General features: G+C 47.7%; 13 protein-coding genes. 8 read left to right on the plus strand and 5 right to left on the minus strand.

The features are described 5' to 3' along the window. Positions 1-2: 2 nt before the first annotated feature. The 7 genes from LDO05_RS02085 to LDO05_RS02115 all read left to right on the plus strand — a co-directional run bounded on the left by LDO05_RS02085 (position 3) and on the right by LDO05_RS02115 (position 13,232). Positions 3-2,153, plus strand: coding sequence for a peptidase domain-containing ABC transporter (locus LDO05_RS02085; protein WP_251377269.1), 2,151 nt, complete (start codon positions 3-5; stop codon positions 2,151-2,153). A 92-nt stretch (positions 2,154-2,245) separates the two neighbouring features. Then, positions 2,246-2,425 carry a class II lanthipeptide, LchA2/BrtA2 family gene (locus LDO05_RS02090; RefSeq protein ID WP_251377270.1) on the plus strand — a complete coding sequence of 60 codons (180 nt, stop codon included), beginning with the start codon at positions 2,246-2,248 and terminating at the stop codon, positions 2,423-2,425. A 113-nt stretch (positions 2,426-2,538) separates the two neighbouring features. Next, positions 2,539-5,385 (plus strand): type 2 lanthipeptide synthetase LanM, encoded by a 2,847-nt coding sequence (gene lanM / locus LDO05_RS02095; protein ID WP_251377271.1) that lies wholly within the window; start codon positions 2,539-2,541, stop codon positions 5,383-5,385. A 43-nt stretch (positions 5,386-5,428) separates the two neighbouring features. Continuing rightward, positions 5,429-7,558: a peptidase domain-containing ABC transporter gene (locus LDO05_RS02100; protein WP_251377272.1), complete on the plus strand. Its 2,130-nt coding sequence runs from the start codon at positions 5,429-5,431 to the stop codon at positions 7,556-7,558. A gap of 201 nt (positions 7,559-7,759) precedes the next feature. Continuing rightward, entirely contained in the window at positions 7,760-8,776 is a 1,017-nt protein-coding gene (locus LDO05_RS02105) for a LacI family DNA-binding transcriptional regulator (protein WP_251377273.1), read from the plus strand. A 226-nt stretch (positions 8,777-9,002) separates the two neighbouring features. Further along, positions 9,003-11,573: a beta-mannosidase gene (locus LDO05_RS02110; protein ID WP_251377274.1), complete on the plus strand. Its 2,571-nt coding sequence runs from the start codon at positions 9,003-9,005 to the stop codon at positions 11,571-11,573. 267 nt (positions 11,574-11,840) lie between these two features. Continuing rightward, positions 11,841-13,232 (plus strand): L-cystine transporter, encoded by a 1,392-nt coding sequence (locus LDO05_RS02115; protein ID WP_251377275.1) that lies wholly within the window; start codon positions 11,841-11,843, stop codon positions 13,230-13,232. Between the two features lie 160 nt (positions 13,233-13,392). Here LDO05_RS02115 and LDO05_RS02120 read toward each other — a convergent pair whose 3' ends face one another. The 3 genes from LDO05_RS02120 to LDO05_RS02130 form a co-directional block, all read right to left on the minus strand. Then, positions 13,393-14,538, minus strand: a complete 1,146-nt coding sequence (locus LDO05_RS02120) for a winged helix DNA-binding domain-containing protein (RefSeq protein ID WP_251377276.1) — start codon at positions 14,536-14,538, stop codon at positions 13,393-13,395. Positions 14,539-14,697: 159 nt separating this feature from the next. Next, complete coding sequence (locus LDO05_RS02125) at positions 14,698-15,579, minus strand: pentapeptide repeat-containing protein (RefSeq protein ID WP_251377277.1); 882 nt, start codon at positions 15,577-15,579, stop codon at positions 14,698-14,700. A gap of 215 nt (positions 15,580-15,794) precedes the next feature. Further along, positions 15,795-16,160: a hypothetical protein gene (locus LDO05_RS02130; RefSeq protein WP_251377278.1), complete on the minus strand. Its 366-nt coding sequence runs from the start codon at positions 16,158-16,160 to the stop codon at positions 15,795-15,797. Between the two features lie 100 nt (positions 16,161-16,260). On the opposite strand from LDO05_RS02130, the gene LDO05_RS02135 reads away from it, so the two are divergent. Then, on the plus strand, positions 16,261-16,833 hold the full coding sequence (locus LDO05_RS02135) for a GNAT family N-acetyltransferase (RefSeq protein WP_251377279.1): 573 nt from the start codon (positions 16,261-16,263) through the stop codon (positions 16,831-16,833). Between the two features lie 24 nt (positions 16,834-16,857). On the opposite strand, the gene LDO05_RS02140 is transcribed toward LDO05_RS02135, so the two are convergent. Both LDO05_RS02140 and LDO05_RS02145 read right to left on the minus strand, forming a co-directional pair. Beyond that, on the minus strand, positions 16,858-17,586 hold the full coding sequence (locus tag LDO05_RS02140) for an alpha/beta fold hydrolase (RefSeq protein ID WP_251377280.1): 729 nt from the start codon (positions 17,584-17,586) through the stop codon (positions 16,858-16,860). 57 nt (positions 17,587-17,643) lie between these two features. Next, complete coding sequence (locus LDO05_RS02145; protein WP_251377281.1) at positions 17,644-18,672, minus strand: M23 family metallopeptidase; 1,029 nt, start codon at positions 18,670-18,672, stop codon at positions 17,644-17,646. Positions 18,673-18,854 lie beyond the last annotated feature (182 nt).

An 18,854-nucleotide genomic window follows, 5' to 3' on the forward strand; every position in this document is an offset into this window, starting at 1 on the left:
CGGTGAAGAGGATTAAAGTTATTCGGCAGCTGCAGCCCAATGAATGCGGGCTCATCTGTACCAAAATGATTTTGGACTATTACGGCTGTAATATCGAGCTTAGAGATATTCGTAATGATATTGGCTCCATAAGAGACGGAGTCAATATCTTTCAGATGAAGGCATACCTGCAGAAATATAATTACCAGGCGAAGGTTCTGAAAGTAAATGCGGAGAATGCAGCTGACGCTCTGAAGAAGGTGCAGCTCCCGTCCATTCTTTTCTGGGAATACAAGCATTTCGTAGTGCTCGAGCAGATCAAGAATAACAAGTACTATGTCGTAGATCCGGAACTGGGCAGGAAGACGTACTCGGAAGATGAACTGCTGGCAAGGTTCTCGAACATTTTGTTAGAGACAGGGCAATTGGATAATTCAATCAAGGTGCCCAAAGTTAAGTTCAAGCACAAATGGCAGTTCTTCATCTCTTCCATAAAATCGTCGACCAACAAAATTATAGCAAGCTTGCTCTTATCCGTATTTATGTATGTAGTTACTATATTTTCTGCTGAATATTCGAAGAGACTAATCAATAGCATAACGGGTGCCATGGCCTCGGGGGATATACAAGGACACTTGAGTACATTCAGCAATTTTGTGATGGTTTTCTTGTTATTTCTAGTTATTGTATTTGCGGCAGCCTTTGTCCGGGAGCTTGTATCGTTATCTCTTAGAGTGGATACGGAGAAGAAGATTGTATCTGAGGCATTCAAGAAGACGCTCAGCCTGCCGTATTCTTTCTTTGAGTCCCGTACGAACGGCGAGTTATTGACCAGCTTGGGTAGTGTGAACTTGTTAAAAGACTTTTTATTAGATAAATATATCAAAATGTTCTTTGATGTCGGCTTATTTATTCTGTTGGTCGGCTATGTATTCTCCATATCTATGGATCTATTCTTGGTGCATGTTATTCTGCTGATTGTGAATCAAGTGATTATATACAGTGTATCGAGCAGGATCAAAGAGCTGAGTCAGCAGGAGTTCTCGCTGAACTCCATGTCTAACAGCATTCAAATCGAGACGCTGCATTCCATTCAGCTAACTAAAGTTATGCGTTCTGAGAATGAGATCTTTGCAAAGTGGCAGGATGTATTCTCTCAATTGCAAAAAATCAGGAAGCAAAAGCAGTTCTATCAGGGGATCATCTCCTCGTTCACGAACACCATGAATATTGTTATTCCGTTGATTGTGCTCTTGATCGGCTTCTTCCTGGTCATCTATCAGAAGATCACGTTGGGCGATATTGTTATAGCCCAGACCTTCACGATTATGTCCATCTCCTTACTAAGTCAAATTGTTGGTACTTATAGTGAGTATATGGTTAACGCCAGCTTCATTGAGCGAATCAACGATATTGTATTACATCCGGAAGAGGTCAACGGGACCCGGGAAATTGACAAGATCAAGTCAATCGAAGTGAGGAATCTGAATTTCTCCTATACCAAGGATGCGAATCTGATTCTCAAAGATATTAATATGACCATAAACCGCGGGGAGAAAATAGCGATTGTAGGCTTAACGGGCTGCGGAAAAAGCACGCTGGTGAAGCTGTTGGCAGGACTGTACAGAGAGAAGGAGCTGCCTATTTACTACAATAATGTCCCCCTTAATGAGATTAATACAATTTCTCTGAGTGAACAGGTATCCAGCGTGCTTCAGGATATGCATGTGTACTCGGATACAATTTTTGAAAATATACGCGCACAACGATTCTCTTATACAGAGGAAGATGTCATCAGGGCAGCAAAAGGTGCCTGTCTCGATCAAGATATCGCCAAATTCCCTATGGGATATTATACGGTGCCTACCGATTCCGGCGTAGATCTATCAGGCGGACAACGGCAGCGAATCGCGATAGCCCGGGCGATACTTAATAATCCTACAGTATTAATCTTTGATGAGGGTACAAGCTATCTCGATTACACTACGGAGAAACAAATTATGAGCAATATTCTCGGTCAAGATAACATTGCCATCATTGTGGCTCACCGTCTGGAGACCATAAAGAGCTGTGACCGCATCTATCTGATGGAAAAGGGAGAAATTGTAGAAGAAGGAACACATGAAGAGTTACTGGCCCGGAAGGGGAAGTATTACTATCTATATTCACATTAGAAGACTCATATGAACCTAACAAGGGTACGACTTTGACACAAAGTTAACATATAAGAACCAAAAAAAATAACATGACGAAGGGATGATTAATTATGACAAAAAGAGAAATCAGAAGAGAAGTTTTGGCAAATAACACTTTTATCTGCGAGAAGGAAGAAAGAGAACTTCAAGATAAAGTAGGGGCAGCAATCCCGATTACAACTTCTTCTTGGATCTGTGGTGTGGCTTCCGCCGCATTCTGTCCATCAACAGCTTGCACAAGCAAGTGCTAGGGTAGGGACTACTTAAGTTATAGAGTCATAGGCAGGTTAGTCAAAGTCGTACCAACTTTACCAATTTGCCTGGCTTAAATTCGATTCAACACTTCTGAGATAAAGGGGCTAATATGATGAACAGTATTTGTTCTTTTCCGGCGATTAAGAATAATGACGATCTGAAAATTTCTCTTAAAGAATATTTTAGCCATAATTCGAAGGAAACTGGACTATCAGAAGAGTACTTTCGTAATTATTATGCCCCCTTTTATTCTTGTCTGAAGCGGGTTATCGAGGAGCATTTCAGCGGTTTTACAGTTGTATATCCGGTACAGTCTACTTATCTTCAAGTAATTATGGATGAGGTAATTTACAAGATTAGAGAAGTGTCCTCCAACACCTTATTAACAGAGCTGAATATCAACAGACTTAGTGGTGTGTTACAGGGAGATACGAAGGAAGAGAGGTATTCCTTCTTCGATGACGAGATTTTGGGTAATGAAGAGGGTTTCTTTGAAATATTGGAAGAATACCCCGAGATGCTGTCACTCATCGTATTGAACTTTAACCAGATCGCAGAGCAGCATTACCATATTCTAACTTCTATTATTAACGATTACACGGATTTGAAGAACACATTTTTCCAGGTAGACTTTGTTATTACCGGGTATAAGTTCGGATTCGGAGATTCACATAACAACGGAAAAAGTGTAGTTATCGTTGAAACTAACATGGGAAATTTAGTGTACAAGCCCAAAACACTTTATATAGAGCAGCATTTCAATGAACTGCTGGAATGGATCAATTCCAAGAGCAGCCATCTCCATCAGCAGCTAAGGTACCCTAAGGTGATATGCAGGCAAGGGTACGGCTGGCAGGAATATATGGACAATGAAGAGTTAGACGGTCTTGAGTCCGCTCATGATTTCTATTATAGACAAGGGATGAATATCGCCCTGATGTACATATTGAACGCCAATGACTTCCACTACGAGAATCTGATTGCCCATGGGGCCTATCCCGTGTTAGTGGATATTGAGACCTTCTTCTCCAATATCGTGCCTCAAGAAGAAGAGGATGAGCTTTCGAGATCTTATCAGACATCCGTCCTGTCCACCATGATGCTCCCGATGGATTTTGGAGAAATACTGGATTTCGAGATTAGCGGCTTATCCGGGAAAGAAGGGCAGGTATCCTCTCTATATTCCTCGTTGAAGCTGGTGAACAATAAGAGTGATGAGATGCAGTTTGTCCAACAGCCCTTTATTGTAGATGGCAAAAGCAACATTCCAGTCTTCGAGGGACAGAGGATAGAAGCGGTCAACTACATTGAGGAGATTTGTGAAGGATTCTCGTATTGTTACAATCTCATCCGCAATGCCAAGGGTGAATTTGTGGATGCTATTCATATGTTCAAAGATGACACGATAAGAGTGGTTCTACGGGCAACGCAGACCTATTCCGAATTCCTTAGTATGTCCAGGTATCCTAAATACTTGGTAAGTCCGGATAAAAGAAAAGAATTATTTAACCTGTTATATGAACATCAGACGGACAAGTTCCGGTTGGATATCATTCATGAGGAGATCAGAAGTCTTGTCAATGACGATGTCCCATACTTCTATACCAGCATTGGCAGTACTACTATTAGGATTAACGAGATTCAGATCCCTAATTACTTCCGTATTTCTCCACTGGATAGTGCAAAGGATAAAATCATTCGCCTGAATGACGATGACTTGAAGCTGCAAATTAAAATTATAAGACTGTCCTTAGGCTTTGAATTGTCCAAGACAGATGCGGATAACAAATATGTGGATACAGCTAAATTACTGAGGATTAGCAGGGATGACAAGCCGGAAATCCGACACCAGATCGAGTATTGGGCAGAAGATATCCTGAATAAATCAACCAGGCTGCCAAGTGGCCGGATCCAGTGGTTCTCACACGTTACAGATACCGGACAAAAGGCAAAGCTAGGTTATATGCTGTACGGCTTATATGACGGGATTACAGGCATGACGATTCTATTCGGCCTGCTGTCAGAATTTATCGATTCAGAGAAATACGAGCCTTATTATTCTCTCCTCCTTGAAGACATCATGGAGAATGAACACAAGGTTCTTGAGCATGAGAATAATGTGTGCGGCTTCGGGAATACAGGTTCAATTATATATACCTATCTCTATCTGGGAAGATTGCGAAATGACACAGAGCTGATCTCCAGAGCGGCCGGCTTGGCCATCCAGTTCTCGGCGAAAGTAGTCAGCATCATAGAGAAGCAAAGGGCGGAAATAGATTTTGTAAGCGGTATAAGCAGCCTGCTGGTGATTTTGTGCAGAGTTAACAAGGAGTCAGCTTCAGCGGAACTGACGGAGAGTATCGGCAAGATCACGGACTATATCCTGCTTGAACTTGAGACGCACAAAGCTAATGAGGACTATCGCACAGGTTTTGCGCACGGTTATTCGGGTATTGTATTTGCTCTTAATCTGGCAGCTTCCTATACAGCTGTACCGGACACCAAGCTCGAGGAATTAATCCTCTTGGAGAATAACAAGTACGATAGGGTAAGCGGTAAATGGTCCGATACGAGGAAGAACGACAATATCTATAGTGAAGATTATTGGTGCCAAGGCTCACCGGGTATGTATATTTCCAGAATGGAATTGAGTCGCAAGCTCCCGGCCGAAATGTTAATGTTAGACGAATTGAGGGACCGTTCGCTAGGATCCACTCGGGAATTCACCAACTACTCACTATGCCATGGATATCTTGGGAATCTGCTGATTATGGACCATGCTCACCACTCAGCTGGTGACGGCTTCCATCTCCCGCGGAGCGGGGACGAATATGTGGGCGGGCTGGGCGTACATACAGAATCCCTCGGTCTTTATTTAGGTGAAGCTGGCCTAGTATATTTCCTGATAACTATGTTAGGGTACGATGTTCCTAAGATTCTGTATCTTGAAGTCTGATGGTATCAAGTTGTCTACTAATCTATAACAGGAGAGCATACACGTGAAGAACAGGATAAGAATGGTGGGACAATTACATCAGACTGAATGTGGATATTGCTGCTTAGCGATGATCTCCGGCTATCATGGGTTACATGTAACGCTGAGAGAATTAAGGGAGATCGGGAATACAGGAAGAGACGGGTTAAGCCTGCTCGATATCATGGAGATCTGTGACAAGCTGAATCTTGAGGCCAGAACCTACGAGATTGAAGCCACGGACACAGCTAATTTCGGGCTGCCTTGTATTGCCTTTTGGGAAGAGAAGCACTTCGTTGTGATTGAGAAATTTGACAAGAAAGGCGTCTGGATCTATGATCCGGCCGGGCTCGATAAGGTCAGAATCTCCTATGAGGAATTCAACGAGAAATTCAGCAACTACATTATAGAAGTGAACCGCACTGAGCAGACCGAGGTACGAAAGAGAGTAAATGTGTGGCGTCCGTATCTGAAATACATTCTGGACAATAAGAAGTTTATCGTCATATTCCTGTTCTCATCTATCTTCTTGTACGGAATAACGTTAATTTTGAGTTATTTTATGCAGGAGATTATTGACCGGTTAACTAACAATACGCTGAGTGTAAATCTTGTCTTGATTTCGGCACTTCTTGTTGTCGCATTTCAGACCGTCATCAGGCTGGTCCAAGGCAAATCCGTGCTGTATCTCAATAACAACGTGGACTTCAAATTCATGGATGACTTCTTTTCCCATTTACTCAAGCTGCCGTACCATTTCTTCCAATCCCGTTCATCAGGAGATATATTATACAGCGCCTCTAGTATCCGGGTAATAAGGAACACGTTATCTACAGAAGTCATAACAAGCGCAATGAATCTATTCTTTATGTTATTTGTGCTTATCTACATGTTCGTCTTCTCCGAGGTTATTGCCCTATTGTGCTGCACCCTGATTATCATCTACGGCCTGCTGCTTCTCGTGAATACCAAATACTTGACCCGATTCACCAATAATGAGGTTATGAATACCTCGAAACTTCATGCTAACCAGAATGAGATGATTTTCAACATTTTCTCCGTGAAGATCAACGGAATTGAGGGACTGGTATACAAAGAGTGGAAGAAAAAGCTGGAGAACTTTATTGCTTCGGTTAAACGCAAAGAGAACTTCTCTAACTATATCCAGACCTCGATCGGGGCATTTGAGACGTTATCCCCGTTATTGGTAATCTGGTTAGGCGCCTATCTCTATCTGCAGGGGATGTTAACAACAGGGGAAATTGTGATGCTGTACACCCTGTCGATCCAGCTGTTCACCATTTGCAAATCATTATTTCAGCTGTATTCCTCTTTTGTTACTTCGACCATGTATTTGAGCAGAGTTCATGACGTGTTAGCCGAAGAGGAAGAGAAGGCTAATCCCAATGGGGTACGGCCTGTCCTCCATGGGAATATCCGATTAGACAATGTCAGCTATAAATACGGCAAAGGCTCTGTGTTAAGCGGGATAACCCTGCAGATCAATGCGGGAGAAAAAGTGGCCCTGGTGGGAGAAAGCGGCAGCGGAAAGAGCACATTAGCCAAAATAATAGTTGGACTATATCCCCCAAACTCGGGAAATGTCTATTTTGACGGTTATGACAGCTTTGATATTGATACCAAATACCTGAAAAGTCTGATCGGGATTGTACCGCAGGAAATCACGCTGTTCAATAAGACAATCAGAGAGAATATTATCCTTCATGATGTGGAAGTGACAGAGGAAGAGCTGGAGAAGGCAGCTATGAAGGCTAACATTTACGAGGATATCATGGACATGCCGATGAAGTTCAATACCTTAGTATCGGAATCGGGAACCAATCTATCCGGTGGGCAGAAGCAAAGGATTGCCATAGCCAGAGCCCTGATCAACAACCCGAAGTTCATCGTCTTTGATGAAGCGACCAGCTCGCTGGATTACAAGAATGAGAAGCAGATTGATGAATACCTCAAAGAAATAGAGTGTACAAGAATCATTATCTCCCACAAGCTTACGTCGATTAAGGATGCCGACAAGATCATTGTGCTAAAGAATGGACAAATTGATGCTTGCGGGAATCATGAGGAACTGATCCGGAATAATGAGTTCTACAGGAACTACTTCAATTTATTGGAGTATAGCCCTGGCCGGTAATATTCCCTGACTAAGCAGATTGCCTTGGAGTTCCGGGGTAGTCTGTTTAATTTTTTATGAGGAAGTGCTGGCCTAACAAGAAAACAAAATGTTAGTTATTTATGTGTTTTGTTTGTTTTTGTATTGCTAAGGGGGTCATATTTTGTGATAATATGAACAGTAATTTAGGTATGAAGTGAAAACACGGGAATAGGTGATCGGATGAAGGGCAAAGTTACTGTTCAGGAGATTGCAGACTTTGTAGGTGTATCCAAGTTCGCGGTCTCCCGCGCGCTTGCCGGGAAATCGGGAGTCAGTGAGAAGACAAGAGATACGATACTACAGGCAGCCGCTGAACTTGGGTATTTCAAGAATAGACCTAAGCGTGTCACGCCAGCGCCGGCCCCGGAGGGCGGCGGCAGCTGGAAGGGGAACATTCTGGTTCTATTCCCGAATATCAGGTTCCAGAACCGGGATTCTTTATATTGGGGGCCCATCTTTGATGGAGTCTCGGCCCGGCTGAATGAGAAGGGGATCGATATTATTACGCTGACTGAGCCTTCGACAGAAGATATTTTCTCGCTGATCAATCCGGATGCGGTAAGTGGAGTGATTACGGTAGGAACCGTCTCCTCTTCCATTCTGACCGAGATTGACCGCTTGAAGATTCCGGTGGTTATGATTGACCATATGGACCCTGTTCTGAAATGTGATACGGTCTTCACAGATAACTTTATGTCCATTAACGAGATTATGAATTATCTATTAAATAAAGGCTACAGGGACTTTCAATTCGTCGGATATCCTGGTTACGCGCCAAGCTTCCGGGAGAGGTGGACGGCTTACCGGGCCTTTCTTGAAGAGAAGGGAATTGAGGGGAATCAAGCTGAAGGCTTGATCTCTCCGGCAAGAGAAGAGCTTGCCCAGACGATTATGGATATGAAGCCGCGGGAGCTTCCTGAGGTATTTTTGTGTGCGAATGACATCATGGCTTCATTTACAATTGAGGCCCTGACGGCTAAAGGAATTAAGGTGCCAGGGCGCTGCGTAGTAACCGGCTTTGACAATCTCAATGAGGAGCTGCCGCTACTCGCCACTGCCGAGGTGAACAAGGAGCAGCTGGGGATGCGTGCGGTTGACCAGATTCTGTGGCGGATTCAGAATCCTCACCATGCGAATGAGCGCAAGATGGTCTCCACAGAGATCATTGTTCATGAAGAGAATGGAATGAAGCATTGAATTCAGTCCGAATCGCCCAGAGATAGCAGGAGGATGTAGACTGCATGGAAAGCCTTTTCTAACAGGAAAGGCTTTTTTTGTTATTATTTTTCCTATCATTTAACCTAACAAATTGAATAACATAATTGAAGTATTTGCAAATTTGTTATTGTAATTATCCCTAACAGATGCTACATTTGTTATGAAATGCAAGAGTGTTATCCCAAACGCAGGGAGGAACTAAGTAATGATTCAACAACTCAACAATTGGACTTTTAGAGCATGTGATGAGCAGCAGTGGCGTTCTGCGGTAGTGCCTGGCTGCGTGCATACAGATTTACTGCGAAACGGACTAATTCCTGATCCATTCTATGGAACGAATGAGCACGATCTGCAGTGGATTGACAAGAAGGACTGGGAGTACCAATCAGAATTTGAGGCAGGACCCGAGCTGCTCGGGTTAACCCGGATCGATCTGGTATTTGAAGGTCTGGATACCTATGCGGATGTGTACCTGAACGAGCAGCCGATTCTGGCGGCTGATAATATGTTCCGGATCTGGAAAGTTGATGTGAAGGAGCAGCTTAAGCCGGGGCTTAATCAACTTCGGATTCGTTTTCGTTCACCGATTCATGAGGATCTTCCTAAGCTTGAGAAGCTGGGGTATGCCCTTCCGGCACCGAATGACCAGTCTGAGCTTGGCGGGCTAGAGAATAAGAGGGTAAGTATTTTTGCAAGGAAGGCCCCTTACCACTATGGCTGGGACTGGGGACCGCGCTTTGTGACCAGCGGCATCTGGCGTGAAGTCCGGCTCGAAGGATGGTCACAGCTTCAGATTACCGATCTGTATATTCGCCAGGACGAAGTGACTGCCGAAGCGGCCAAGCTTACGGCTGTAGCCGAAGTGAATGCTGAGGCGAACTGGGCGGGCACGCTTCGCATAACGGCAGGCGGTAAGCAGTGGGAGCAGCCAGTCCAGATTACTGCCGGCCAGTCTACGGTGTCTGCGGATGTGGAACTCGCAAGTCCAGATCTATGGTGGTGTCAGGGGTTAGGTGAAGCCCATATGTACACGTTCCAAGCTGAACTGCTGTTCGAAGAGGAGGAGCTTGCGAAGAAATCCGTTCGGACAGGATTGAGAGATCTGAAGCTCATCCGTGAAAGGGATGAAGCGGGGGTATCCTTCTATTTCCAGCTGAACGGGGTACCTGTCTATGTGAAGGGTGCGAACCACATTCCAAATGACAGCTTTACGGCAGAGGTCACTCGTGAGCGGTATCTTCATGAGATTGTCACTGCGGTGGAATCGAACATGAACATGCTCCGTGTATGGGGCGGCGGTATTTATGAAGAGGACGTCTTCTATGAGCTGTGTGATGAGTATGGCCTGTTGGTATGGCAGGACTTCATGTTCGCCTGCAGTATGTATCCCGGAGATGAGGCTTTCTTAAATAGCGTTCGCGCAGAGGCGGTAGATAATGTGAAGCGTCTTCGCAACCACCCCTCCTTAGCCCTCTGGTGTGGGAATAATGAGATTGATTCGGCTTGGGCGCACTATGTGGAGGACGCAGGCTGGGGCTGGAAGAAGGATTACAGTCCCGAGATGCGTGAGAAGCTGTGGGCGGATTATGAAGCGATCTTCCATAAGCTGCTGCCGGAGGTTGTCTCTGAGCTGTCCGGGAACATTGCATACTGGCCATCTTCTCCGCTCCGCAATCTGACCGGGGACCAAGAGCAGCACGCGCATAAGACAACCGGAGACGGGGATATTCACTATTGGGGTGTGTGGCATGCGATTGAGCCTTTCGAGAACTACAACAAGAATGTAGGGCGCTTCATGAGCGAATACGGCTTCCAGTCCTTCCCTGAGTTGAAGTCGGTTCTTGAATATGCACCGGAAGAGGCGCTGGAGCTCGAATCCGAGATTATGCTGGCCCACCAGAAGAATGGCCGCGGGAATCTGCTAATTAAGGAATACATGGATATGTATCTGCCTGAGCCCAAGAACTTTAAGTCATTCCTGTATATGAGCCAGGTTCTGCAGGCTGAGGCGATTACCATGGCTATTGAAGCGCACCGCCGCAGCAAGCCTTACTGCATGGGGACGCTGTACTGGCAGATGAACGACTGCTGGCCAGTGGCTTCATGGGCCGGAATGGATTATCAAGGGCGCTGGAAAGCACTGCAGTATGCGGTGAAGCGAAGCTTTGCCCCTGTGGTGGTTATTGTACAATCGGTCGGGGACGACATTAACTTCTATGCTGTATCGGATCTTGGAACGGTGATTCAGGCTGAGCTTGTTACCGAGCTTCGCAAGCTCTCTGGAGAACTGATCCTTCAGAAGGTACATTCAGTTGCCCTGGGTGCGGGCGAATCTACAGAAGTATTCCATATCACAAGGAATGAGCTGCTGGGCGGCCTGGATTCTCATGACGTAATCCTGACAGCGGTGCTGAAGCAGGGCGGAGACGTCATTGCGGCAAGAGAGCATTACCTGGCACCTGAGAAAGAGCTTAAGCTGGTTAAGCCGAATATCAAGCTGACCGAAGCCACAGATGAGAGCGGCGGTACAGTCTATACACTGGAGACGGACACCTTGGCCAGACAGGTATGGCTATCCACACCGGAAGAAGGCATTTTCTCCGACAACTTCTTCGATCTGGTTCCGGGTCAGCCAAGAACAGTAGAGTTCAAGCTCCGGTCCGGAGAAGGCTCATTCGTACCTGCTGCGGCATCCCGATTGGACATCAAATCGATGGCCGACTTTGTAGGTGAGGCATCGCTCGTGCAGCTAAGTGAGATTAAAGCTTCCAAGTAAGCAGCTCCAAGGCAAGGCTTATATTGACAGATAGATGGACTCATCCTCTGCTAGTTCGGGGGATGAGTTTTTTGCTTTTCGGCTCTTCAGGCATGATTTCGGTGCTTGTGCATATACATCAAAACATACTGAAATTAATCCTATAAATTTAGTATACATTATGATACAATAATCAGGCACATCATCTTTCTGGTGCTGTAAGGATTCTCTGTGTACCAGATCCGGGTAATCATTCATAATTAGTGCGATAAGAGGGGGATATTTATTATGACTACATTTTGGGTCATACTCAACGTAGTTGTTATGCTGGTTCTTGTGGGCTTTTTACTGTGGCTGCAGAAGAAGCATGTATCATTTACCAAGCGTGTATTTGCCGGGCTGGGCCTGGGGATTGTATTCGGGGTTATTTTGCAGCTTGTATCGAAGCCTGATTCAGAAGTGGTGGCCAAGTCAACAGATTGGTTCAATCTGATTGGTTACGGTTATGTGGGACTTCTTCAGATGATTGTTGTGCCACTGATTATGGTGTCGATCATCTCGGCGATCATGAACCTGAAGGGCAAGCAGAACCTGGGCAAGATCAGTGCTTCAATCATTGCTGTACTGCTGATTACCACCGCCATTGCGGCGTCTGTAAGTATTGTAACGAGCCTTAGCTTCAACCTGAAGGCGATCGAGATCCAGAGCGGGGATAAAGAGCAGCAGCAGGGCGCGAAGCTGGAGGAACGCCTTGGTGATGTGAAGGATCTGACGATTCCTCAGCAAATTCTTGAATTTATTCCTACCAATCCGTTCGAGGATATGACCGGAGCCCGCCGTTCTTCTACGCTGGCTGTCGTTATTTTCTCCGCATTCATCGGGATTGCTGTACTGGGTCTGGATAAGAAGAAGCCGGAGCAGGCAGACACTTTTCGTAAAATAGTAGATGCCGTATACGCCGTAGTTATGCGCATTGTAACCCTGGTGCTCAGACTAACCCCTTACGGGATTCTAGCCCTGATGGCGAAGACGATTGCCACGACGAATGCGGATTCGATCGTGAAGCTGATCAAGTTCGTAGGGGCTTCTTATGTGGCACTTATCATTATGTTCATTATCCACCTGATTCTGCTGGCCTTGTTCGGCTACAATCCGGTCAGATACGTTCGCAAGGTGCTTCCAACGCTTGTGTTCGCGTTCACTTCACGTTCAAGCGCGGCAACGATTCCGCTTAATGTGGAGACACAGACGAAGAAGCTTGGCGTTCCAACAGGGATCGCCAACCTGGCGGCGAGCTTCGGGGCTACCATCGGCCAGAATGGCTGCGCCGGGATTTATCCTGCGATGCTGGCTGTCATGATCGCGCCAACTGTCGGCATAGATCCGCTTAGCTGGGATTTCATCCTGACCCTGATTCTTGTGGTAACCATCAGTTCATTCGGGGTAGCCGGAGTCGGTGGCGGAGCAACCTTCGCTTCCCTGATCGTGCTCTCCACGATGAACCTGCCGGTTGCGCTGGCCGGTCTCTTAATCTCGGTTGAGCCGCTGATCGATATGGGCCGTACGGCTCTGAACGTCAACGATTCTATTACAGCTGGTGTAATTACAGGTAAGATTCTTGGTGAGAATGACAAAGAAGTGTTCGACAAGGATGTGGACCTGGACGTAGCAACAGCTTAATAGGAAGTCGTGCTGAATTATATAGCTGCGTAACAAAGAAATCCCGGACTGCTGAGGCGGTCCGGGATTTCTTTGTATATGCGGGAATGCTGCGTTATCGGTCAGCCGTAAGTCACATCATGGCGAGTATACTGTTGCAAATCTATACAACCAAAGGCGATCAAATGTCCTCAAACCGGATGTCATGAGATTTAGCACTCGCTGCGGCAAAGTGAAGCAATCGTGCGCCTTCTTCAGTTAGAGCCTCCTTCTCTTGAATCGTTAGCGGCTTAAAGGGCTCAATTAGAAGGACTGCACGTCCTCTCTCACGCTTGAGGGTCCAAGTTCCACAGACGAACCCACCCAGAAGCAAAGTGGGCCTGACCAAGCCGTTCTTGGTACATACACGAGGCTGAATGTTCTTGTCGATGATTCGCGTACGATCGGCGTAGGATAGCAGCATATTGTCGAATTCACCCAGGAACCGTGGAGGTGCAGGCGTACTAGGATCAGGTCTTGGTGCTCCTGGCAGATCGAACAGCTCGGATCCGTGTTCATCTCGAAATGTGATCAGCTGCGGCCTAAGACGCTCCACAGCCTCACTCAGCCGGGTGAGTCCTGACCAGACTTGAATATCCTTCACTGAAGCCGGACCGAAGGCGGCGAGATAACGAACCACCATCTGATCTGCGGACGACACGGGGGATAGCGGCTGGCCTAGCCATTTCTCCGCAGAGGTATGAACGGCCTGCCCGCTCTTCCCCCATAATCCGCGGGGCGGCAGCTGCACGAGCGGAACTGAATTTCGCACGGCAGCCGAGAGAGCGGAAGGTTCGTATCCAGGGTAGATGACCTGCAGGCTTTGGCCAAGCTGCTGAGCGGTTAATGGAGTCTCTTCCACGAGGTCCCTTCCTCTGGAGGCCAGCTCATTAAGATTAAGGCCTGTTAGAGCCTTGCCGAAGGCACCTTGCAAGCTGCGGTCCAGCACCGGTTGCAGATTAGGCCGGAAAGACAGGCAATCCCCTGCGGATACCAGATGAATGGTGGAGCGCATCAAGGCTATGCGCACCGCCTTTTTCTCCTGAAGAAGATGGGATAATTCCTCTGGATTAAATGTCTCAAGCCGCGCCCAGAGTGCGAAGTAGGGGGCGCTCGGAGACTGGGCTTGCAGCCCGGCTAGCCGCTCTATGGCCTCAAGGGAAGGCAGCTCCTCGCGGCACAGAAGCATTTGTCTTGCCAGCAGGGCCCGGTTGAGGGCGCGGGTACTGAGCACAGGAAGCTCCTCTTTGCCAGAGATGGCTTCTGGGGCTGTGTTGTCAGAACTCATATCCAGTGCCTCCAATCCAATTTATTCTGAGTGTTCTCAGCCTGGGACAGCAGAATTAGAAATGGTCACTTAGAATACCCTCGAAACCTAGCTTGGACCTCGCACCCTCACAACATATTGTCAGAGTGCGAGGTCACATGGGAATTGAGTTCCTCTCTGTCACTTGCCCGAGCTCGGCCAGTGTGCCGGATGAATGAGAGAGAGGGGCAGCTGTGTCGCTGCATCGCCCTTGGCAGCATTCACTTGGGCTTGAGTTAGGAAGATACTGTGCGATAGATTGGCTCCCCTAAGGTCGGTATCCCGGAGGTCCGCCCCAATCAGATCTGCTCCTCTGAGGTCGGCCTCTCTCAGATCGGCGGCAATCAAGTAGGCCCCCCGCAGATTGGCTCCACTAAGATTGGCACCTTTGAGCTTGGCCGCAATCAGGTCTGCGCCCCGGCCAATCCCTTTCTTCGGGCGACCTTGAGATTGCTTATACTTAAGCTTGGCTTCCTCACGTACAAGCTCGCTTGTCCTTAGCAGCAGAATATTAACCTTGGCCCGGTGGGCTGCCACATCAAGCTGAACAAGAGAGTCCGGAGTGAGCTGGGTCAGGTGTTCGGTCTCGGCAAGAGCGAGTTCAAGCTCATCCCGGATTTCACGTGCAGGCTCCAGGGTTAACGCTTCGTTCAGATACCAGAGCAGCTCGTGGAGCTGCCACATTACGGGAAATACCTCGTACATTTGCTTGGCCGATTCAGGATGGGCACGCCAGTCACGTCCCCCATAGGTAACCTGGGATACCTGTTGTCCTGCGCCAAAGCAGTCATATACCGTACACCCACGAAATCCTAACGGCCTCAGGTTATTATGAACACCGCAGCGGAAGTCGGACTGTAGATGGTGACAGGGCTGCCCGGCCGGCTTGTCCACTGCGAAGTCCACGGATGCCGCGAAGGGCAGTGCTGTGCAGCATAAGCCAAAACAGTTCTCGCAGTCTGCTTGCAGATGGCGGGGGCTTTTGACTGATGAAGAATCTGAGTGATAATGACTCTCTAACATGAAATACATAATCTCCTTTTTGCCTCAATATATTCGAACATATGAATATTCTAATTTTAAGACAAGAAATGGAAATCGCATAGGGGGTGTTCAAATATAATGTTTATTTACTGCTGCGGAGTTATGATTAGGGTATGTATGGGCAGTTGTTGCAGCGGCTATGGGAAAAAGGCAGAAGAACCGCCCTGGCAGGGCGGTTCTTCAAGCTCACGATCTTAAATGACGAGGAATCCGCCGGGTAGATTTCCCGTGCGCCGAATCAGCCTGATCTCTTCTAACGTTAACCGGTTGCTCGACAGGATAATGGAATTCACTTCAAAGCCGAGTGTTCTCTCCAAATCAGCAATGCTTCTGCTTGTCCGGATGACCCGGAATCTGCCCCTGAAATTGCTGCGCGAGAATAGCACCAGGGTAGCACCTCTGCCGTTGGACCGGAATCTTAAGCTCTCGGGCTCGTCAAAGATTCGCTCGATATTGCGGATCGCTACGCTCCCTCTGAACACGATTCTTCTTCCTCGAAAGTCTTCCTCACTAAAAAGAGCCAATCTCGGCAGTAGACGCCGTCCATGTATTGCCCCCATGAACACACTTCCTTTCATTTCGAAGATTCTATAATCTATGCTGGAAATGAAAGGCCGCTTGTGCGTTGCGGAATATACTACGAATTAGGAGGAAATTTAGATGAGTAACCCTATCTTATTATCGTTCCCAGAAGAGTTCGAGACGGAACGCCTGATCCTGCGGGCTCCCCGATTCGGGGAGGGAGCTTGTATCAATGAAGCTATTCACGAGAGTGTTAATGAGCTTCGCCCTTGGCTGCCTTTTGCCAGGAGTCTTCCATCTCTAGAGGAATCGGAGGCTTATGTACGCAAGGCTAGACTTAACTTTCTAGAACGGACGGATCTGGTCCTGCACCTGTTCGATAAGACCACGGGCCGGTTCGTTGGAAGCAGCGGGCTGCATCGTCTGGACTGGGAGATTCGCAGTTTTGAAATCGGGTATTGGATAAGAACCTCGCGTACAGGTCAGGGTCTGGCAGGGGAAGCCGTTCAGGGAGTAACCGCCTTTGCTGTTAACCACCTGGACGCGAAGAGGCTGGAGATTAGATGTGACGCTAATAATCAGGCGAGCCGCCGGGTTGCCGAGCGGGCCGGGTTCACAAGGGAAGGCATACTGCGGAATGCCAGTCTGGATGAACATGGCGCGCCAGCGGATACGATGATTTGGGCAAAAGTCAAAGGTTATGAATATTAATCTAACTATGAATAGTTCCGCTTATTATTTAGACGCTTCCCAAGAGTTCCGGGCCGCATGAATACAATCGGCGATGGCCTTTTTTACAAGCTCGGGTTCAGTGAACTGGGGGAAATGCCCGCTGTTAGCCGCGATAATGTGCTGTCCTTGATGGCTTAATCCTACCAGATTCAGCTGATTCCTTTGTCGGGTATCAAAGGCGCTTTCGGGCATCATTGGCGGCTTCTTCCCCCCGGAGACCACGTACAAGGGAATCTGTGGAAAAGGACCTGCCTCCGCGATCTGCCGCGTTGTCTCCTCAACATAATTCACCTCATTCCATTTGCGGTGAGCGGATAGAGAGTCGAACATGCCGAGCAGCCGGTTGAGGCCCCGGATGAACGGCCCCTGGGTCTGGTTAATAGCCAGATCCAGCTCATGACTGGATTCAAGCAGCACGACCCCGGCGACCTCCGCCGCATATTGCCGGGCGAACAAGTTCGCATAGAATCCCCCCAGGGAGTGTCCAACCAGAATATAAGGGGGGCGCACTCCGATCTTTTGCAGCAGCTGCCTGAGTGAAGCGACGATGGCCTGCCCGTGCTGGGGAGTGGACGGCTTGTCGCTGCCGCCAACGCCCAGCCGGTTATAAGCCACTACGCGGGTCTGATCGGCAATATCATGGTAGACCTTCATCCATCCCTCGATAGGTCCGCTGCCTCCATTAATGAGGATAACCGTAGGGGTTCCTTCGCCGGACTCTGCATATTCCATAGTGCCATGGGAAGTTTGGATCTTCCTTTTGGGAATAGATTTCATCATCACACCTCGCTATTTATTTAGGTTCGTCCCAGTTACAATGTCAGCGCGAATGGGCTTTTTGCCGTCCTTGAAGGAGACAGGTATGGTGGTCATCGATTTGCCGGATTGGGCGGAGACCTGGAAGTGAATGTGCGGCTCAGAGGAATTCCCCGAGTTGCCGCATTTCCCCAGAAGCTGTCCAGCCGTTACCCTATCGCCTTTTTTTACTTGAATCGAGCCGTTCTTGAAGTGGGCAAGGGTGCTGTATTCCCCACTGTTATGCTGGATGGTAACCACATTGCCCGCGGGCTGCTTTTCATTCATGGTGCCTACTGGCTCGTTATCGGGAATACCGTCAGTAACCGCAATCACCACCCCGTCTGCTGGGGCCAGCACAGGCTGATCGAAGGCGAAATAGCTTGTGTTAAGCTTCGGGTCACCCTCGTAAGAGTAACCGTTCTTCACTTTCAAGAAATCGTAGGCATATCGCACTTGTTCATGTTCGTAGTGATAGTTAAGAAACCGGTTATGACCTCCCCAATAGACCAGCCAATCCTCCTGGAAAGGGTAATTAAATTTCGTCTTGGAGTAGGCAGCATCGGTCTCGGGATGGGCGGGATGGTCCAAGATCTGAATTCCGATTATTGTGCCCTTTCCATCAATAGCCGCAGTCAGCCCCTTTCCTCCCTGGGGTTCGTTCCACACCAGAGATTCGTATCCATTAATCCGCAGGCTGGATAACAGCTTGAAAGAGGCGATACCTTCTGTGAAGGATTGACCCATTGCCCGAAAATCCTTGAGGGTAACAACCGACTTCAGCGATTCTCCAAATTGGGCGTATAGGCGCTCGTATTCACCGGCGAGCAATTGATCCGCAATCTCTTTTCCACCGATTCTGTCCGTAGTATTCTTGTCCGCCTCTTGGGGCTGATTCACGGTCTGTACCTCCCTATCTCCTGTCTTGTCCGTACTGCAGCCTCCCAGAGCCAGAACAGCTACAAGCAGGGGAGCAGCAAGAATTCCCGGGTACTTGAACTTATCTGCATAGTTCCTGTTCATGAATCCATCCTCCTAAGCTTCTTCATAGGCTCAGTATATCGCACCAGACTTACGGCAGCTCGAACGGGGCATAAATTGTTCCTTAACGATTGTCCTGCAATCAGCTTAATAATTAAGGCTCCATTAAGATTCCGGTACCCAGAGGATAAGATGAGCATGATACAATAAAGGCATATTCTGGA

Origin of the sequence: Paenibacillus sp. YPG26 (assembly GCF_023704175.1) — a bacterium.
GTDB lineage: Bacteria > Bacillota > Bacilli > Paenibacillales > Paenibacillaceae > Fontibacillus.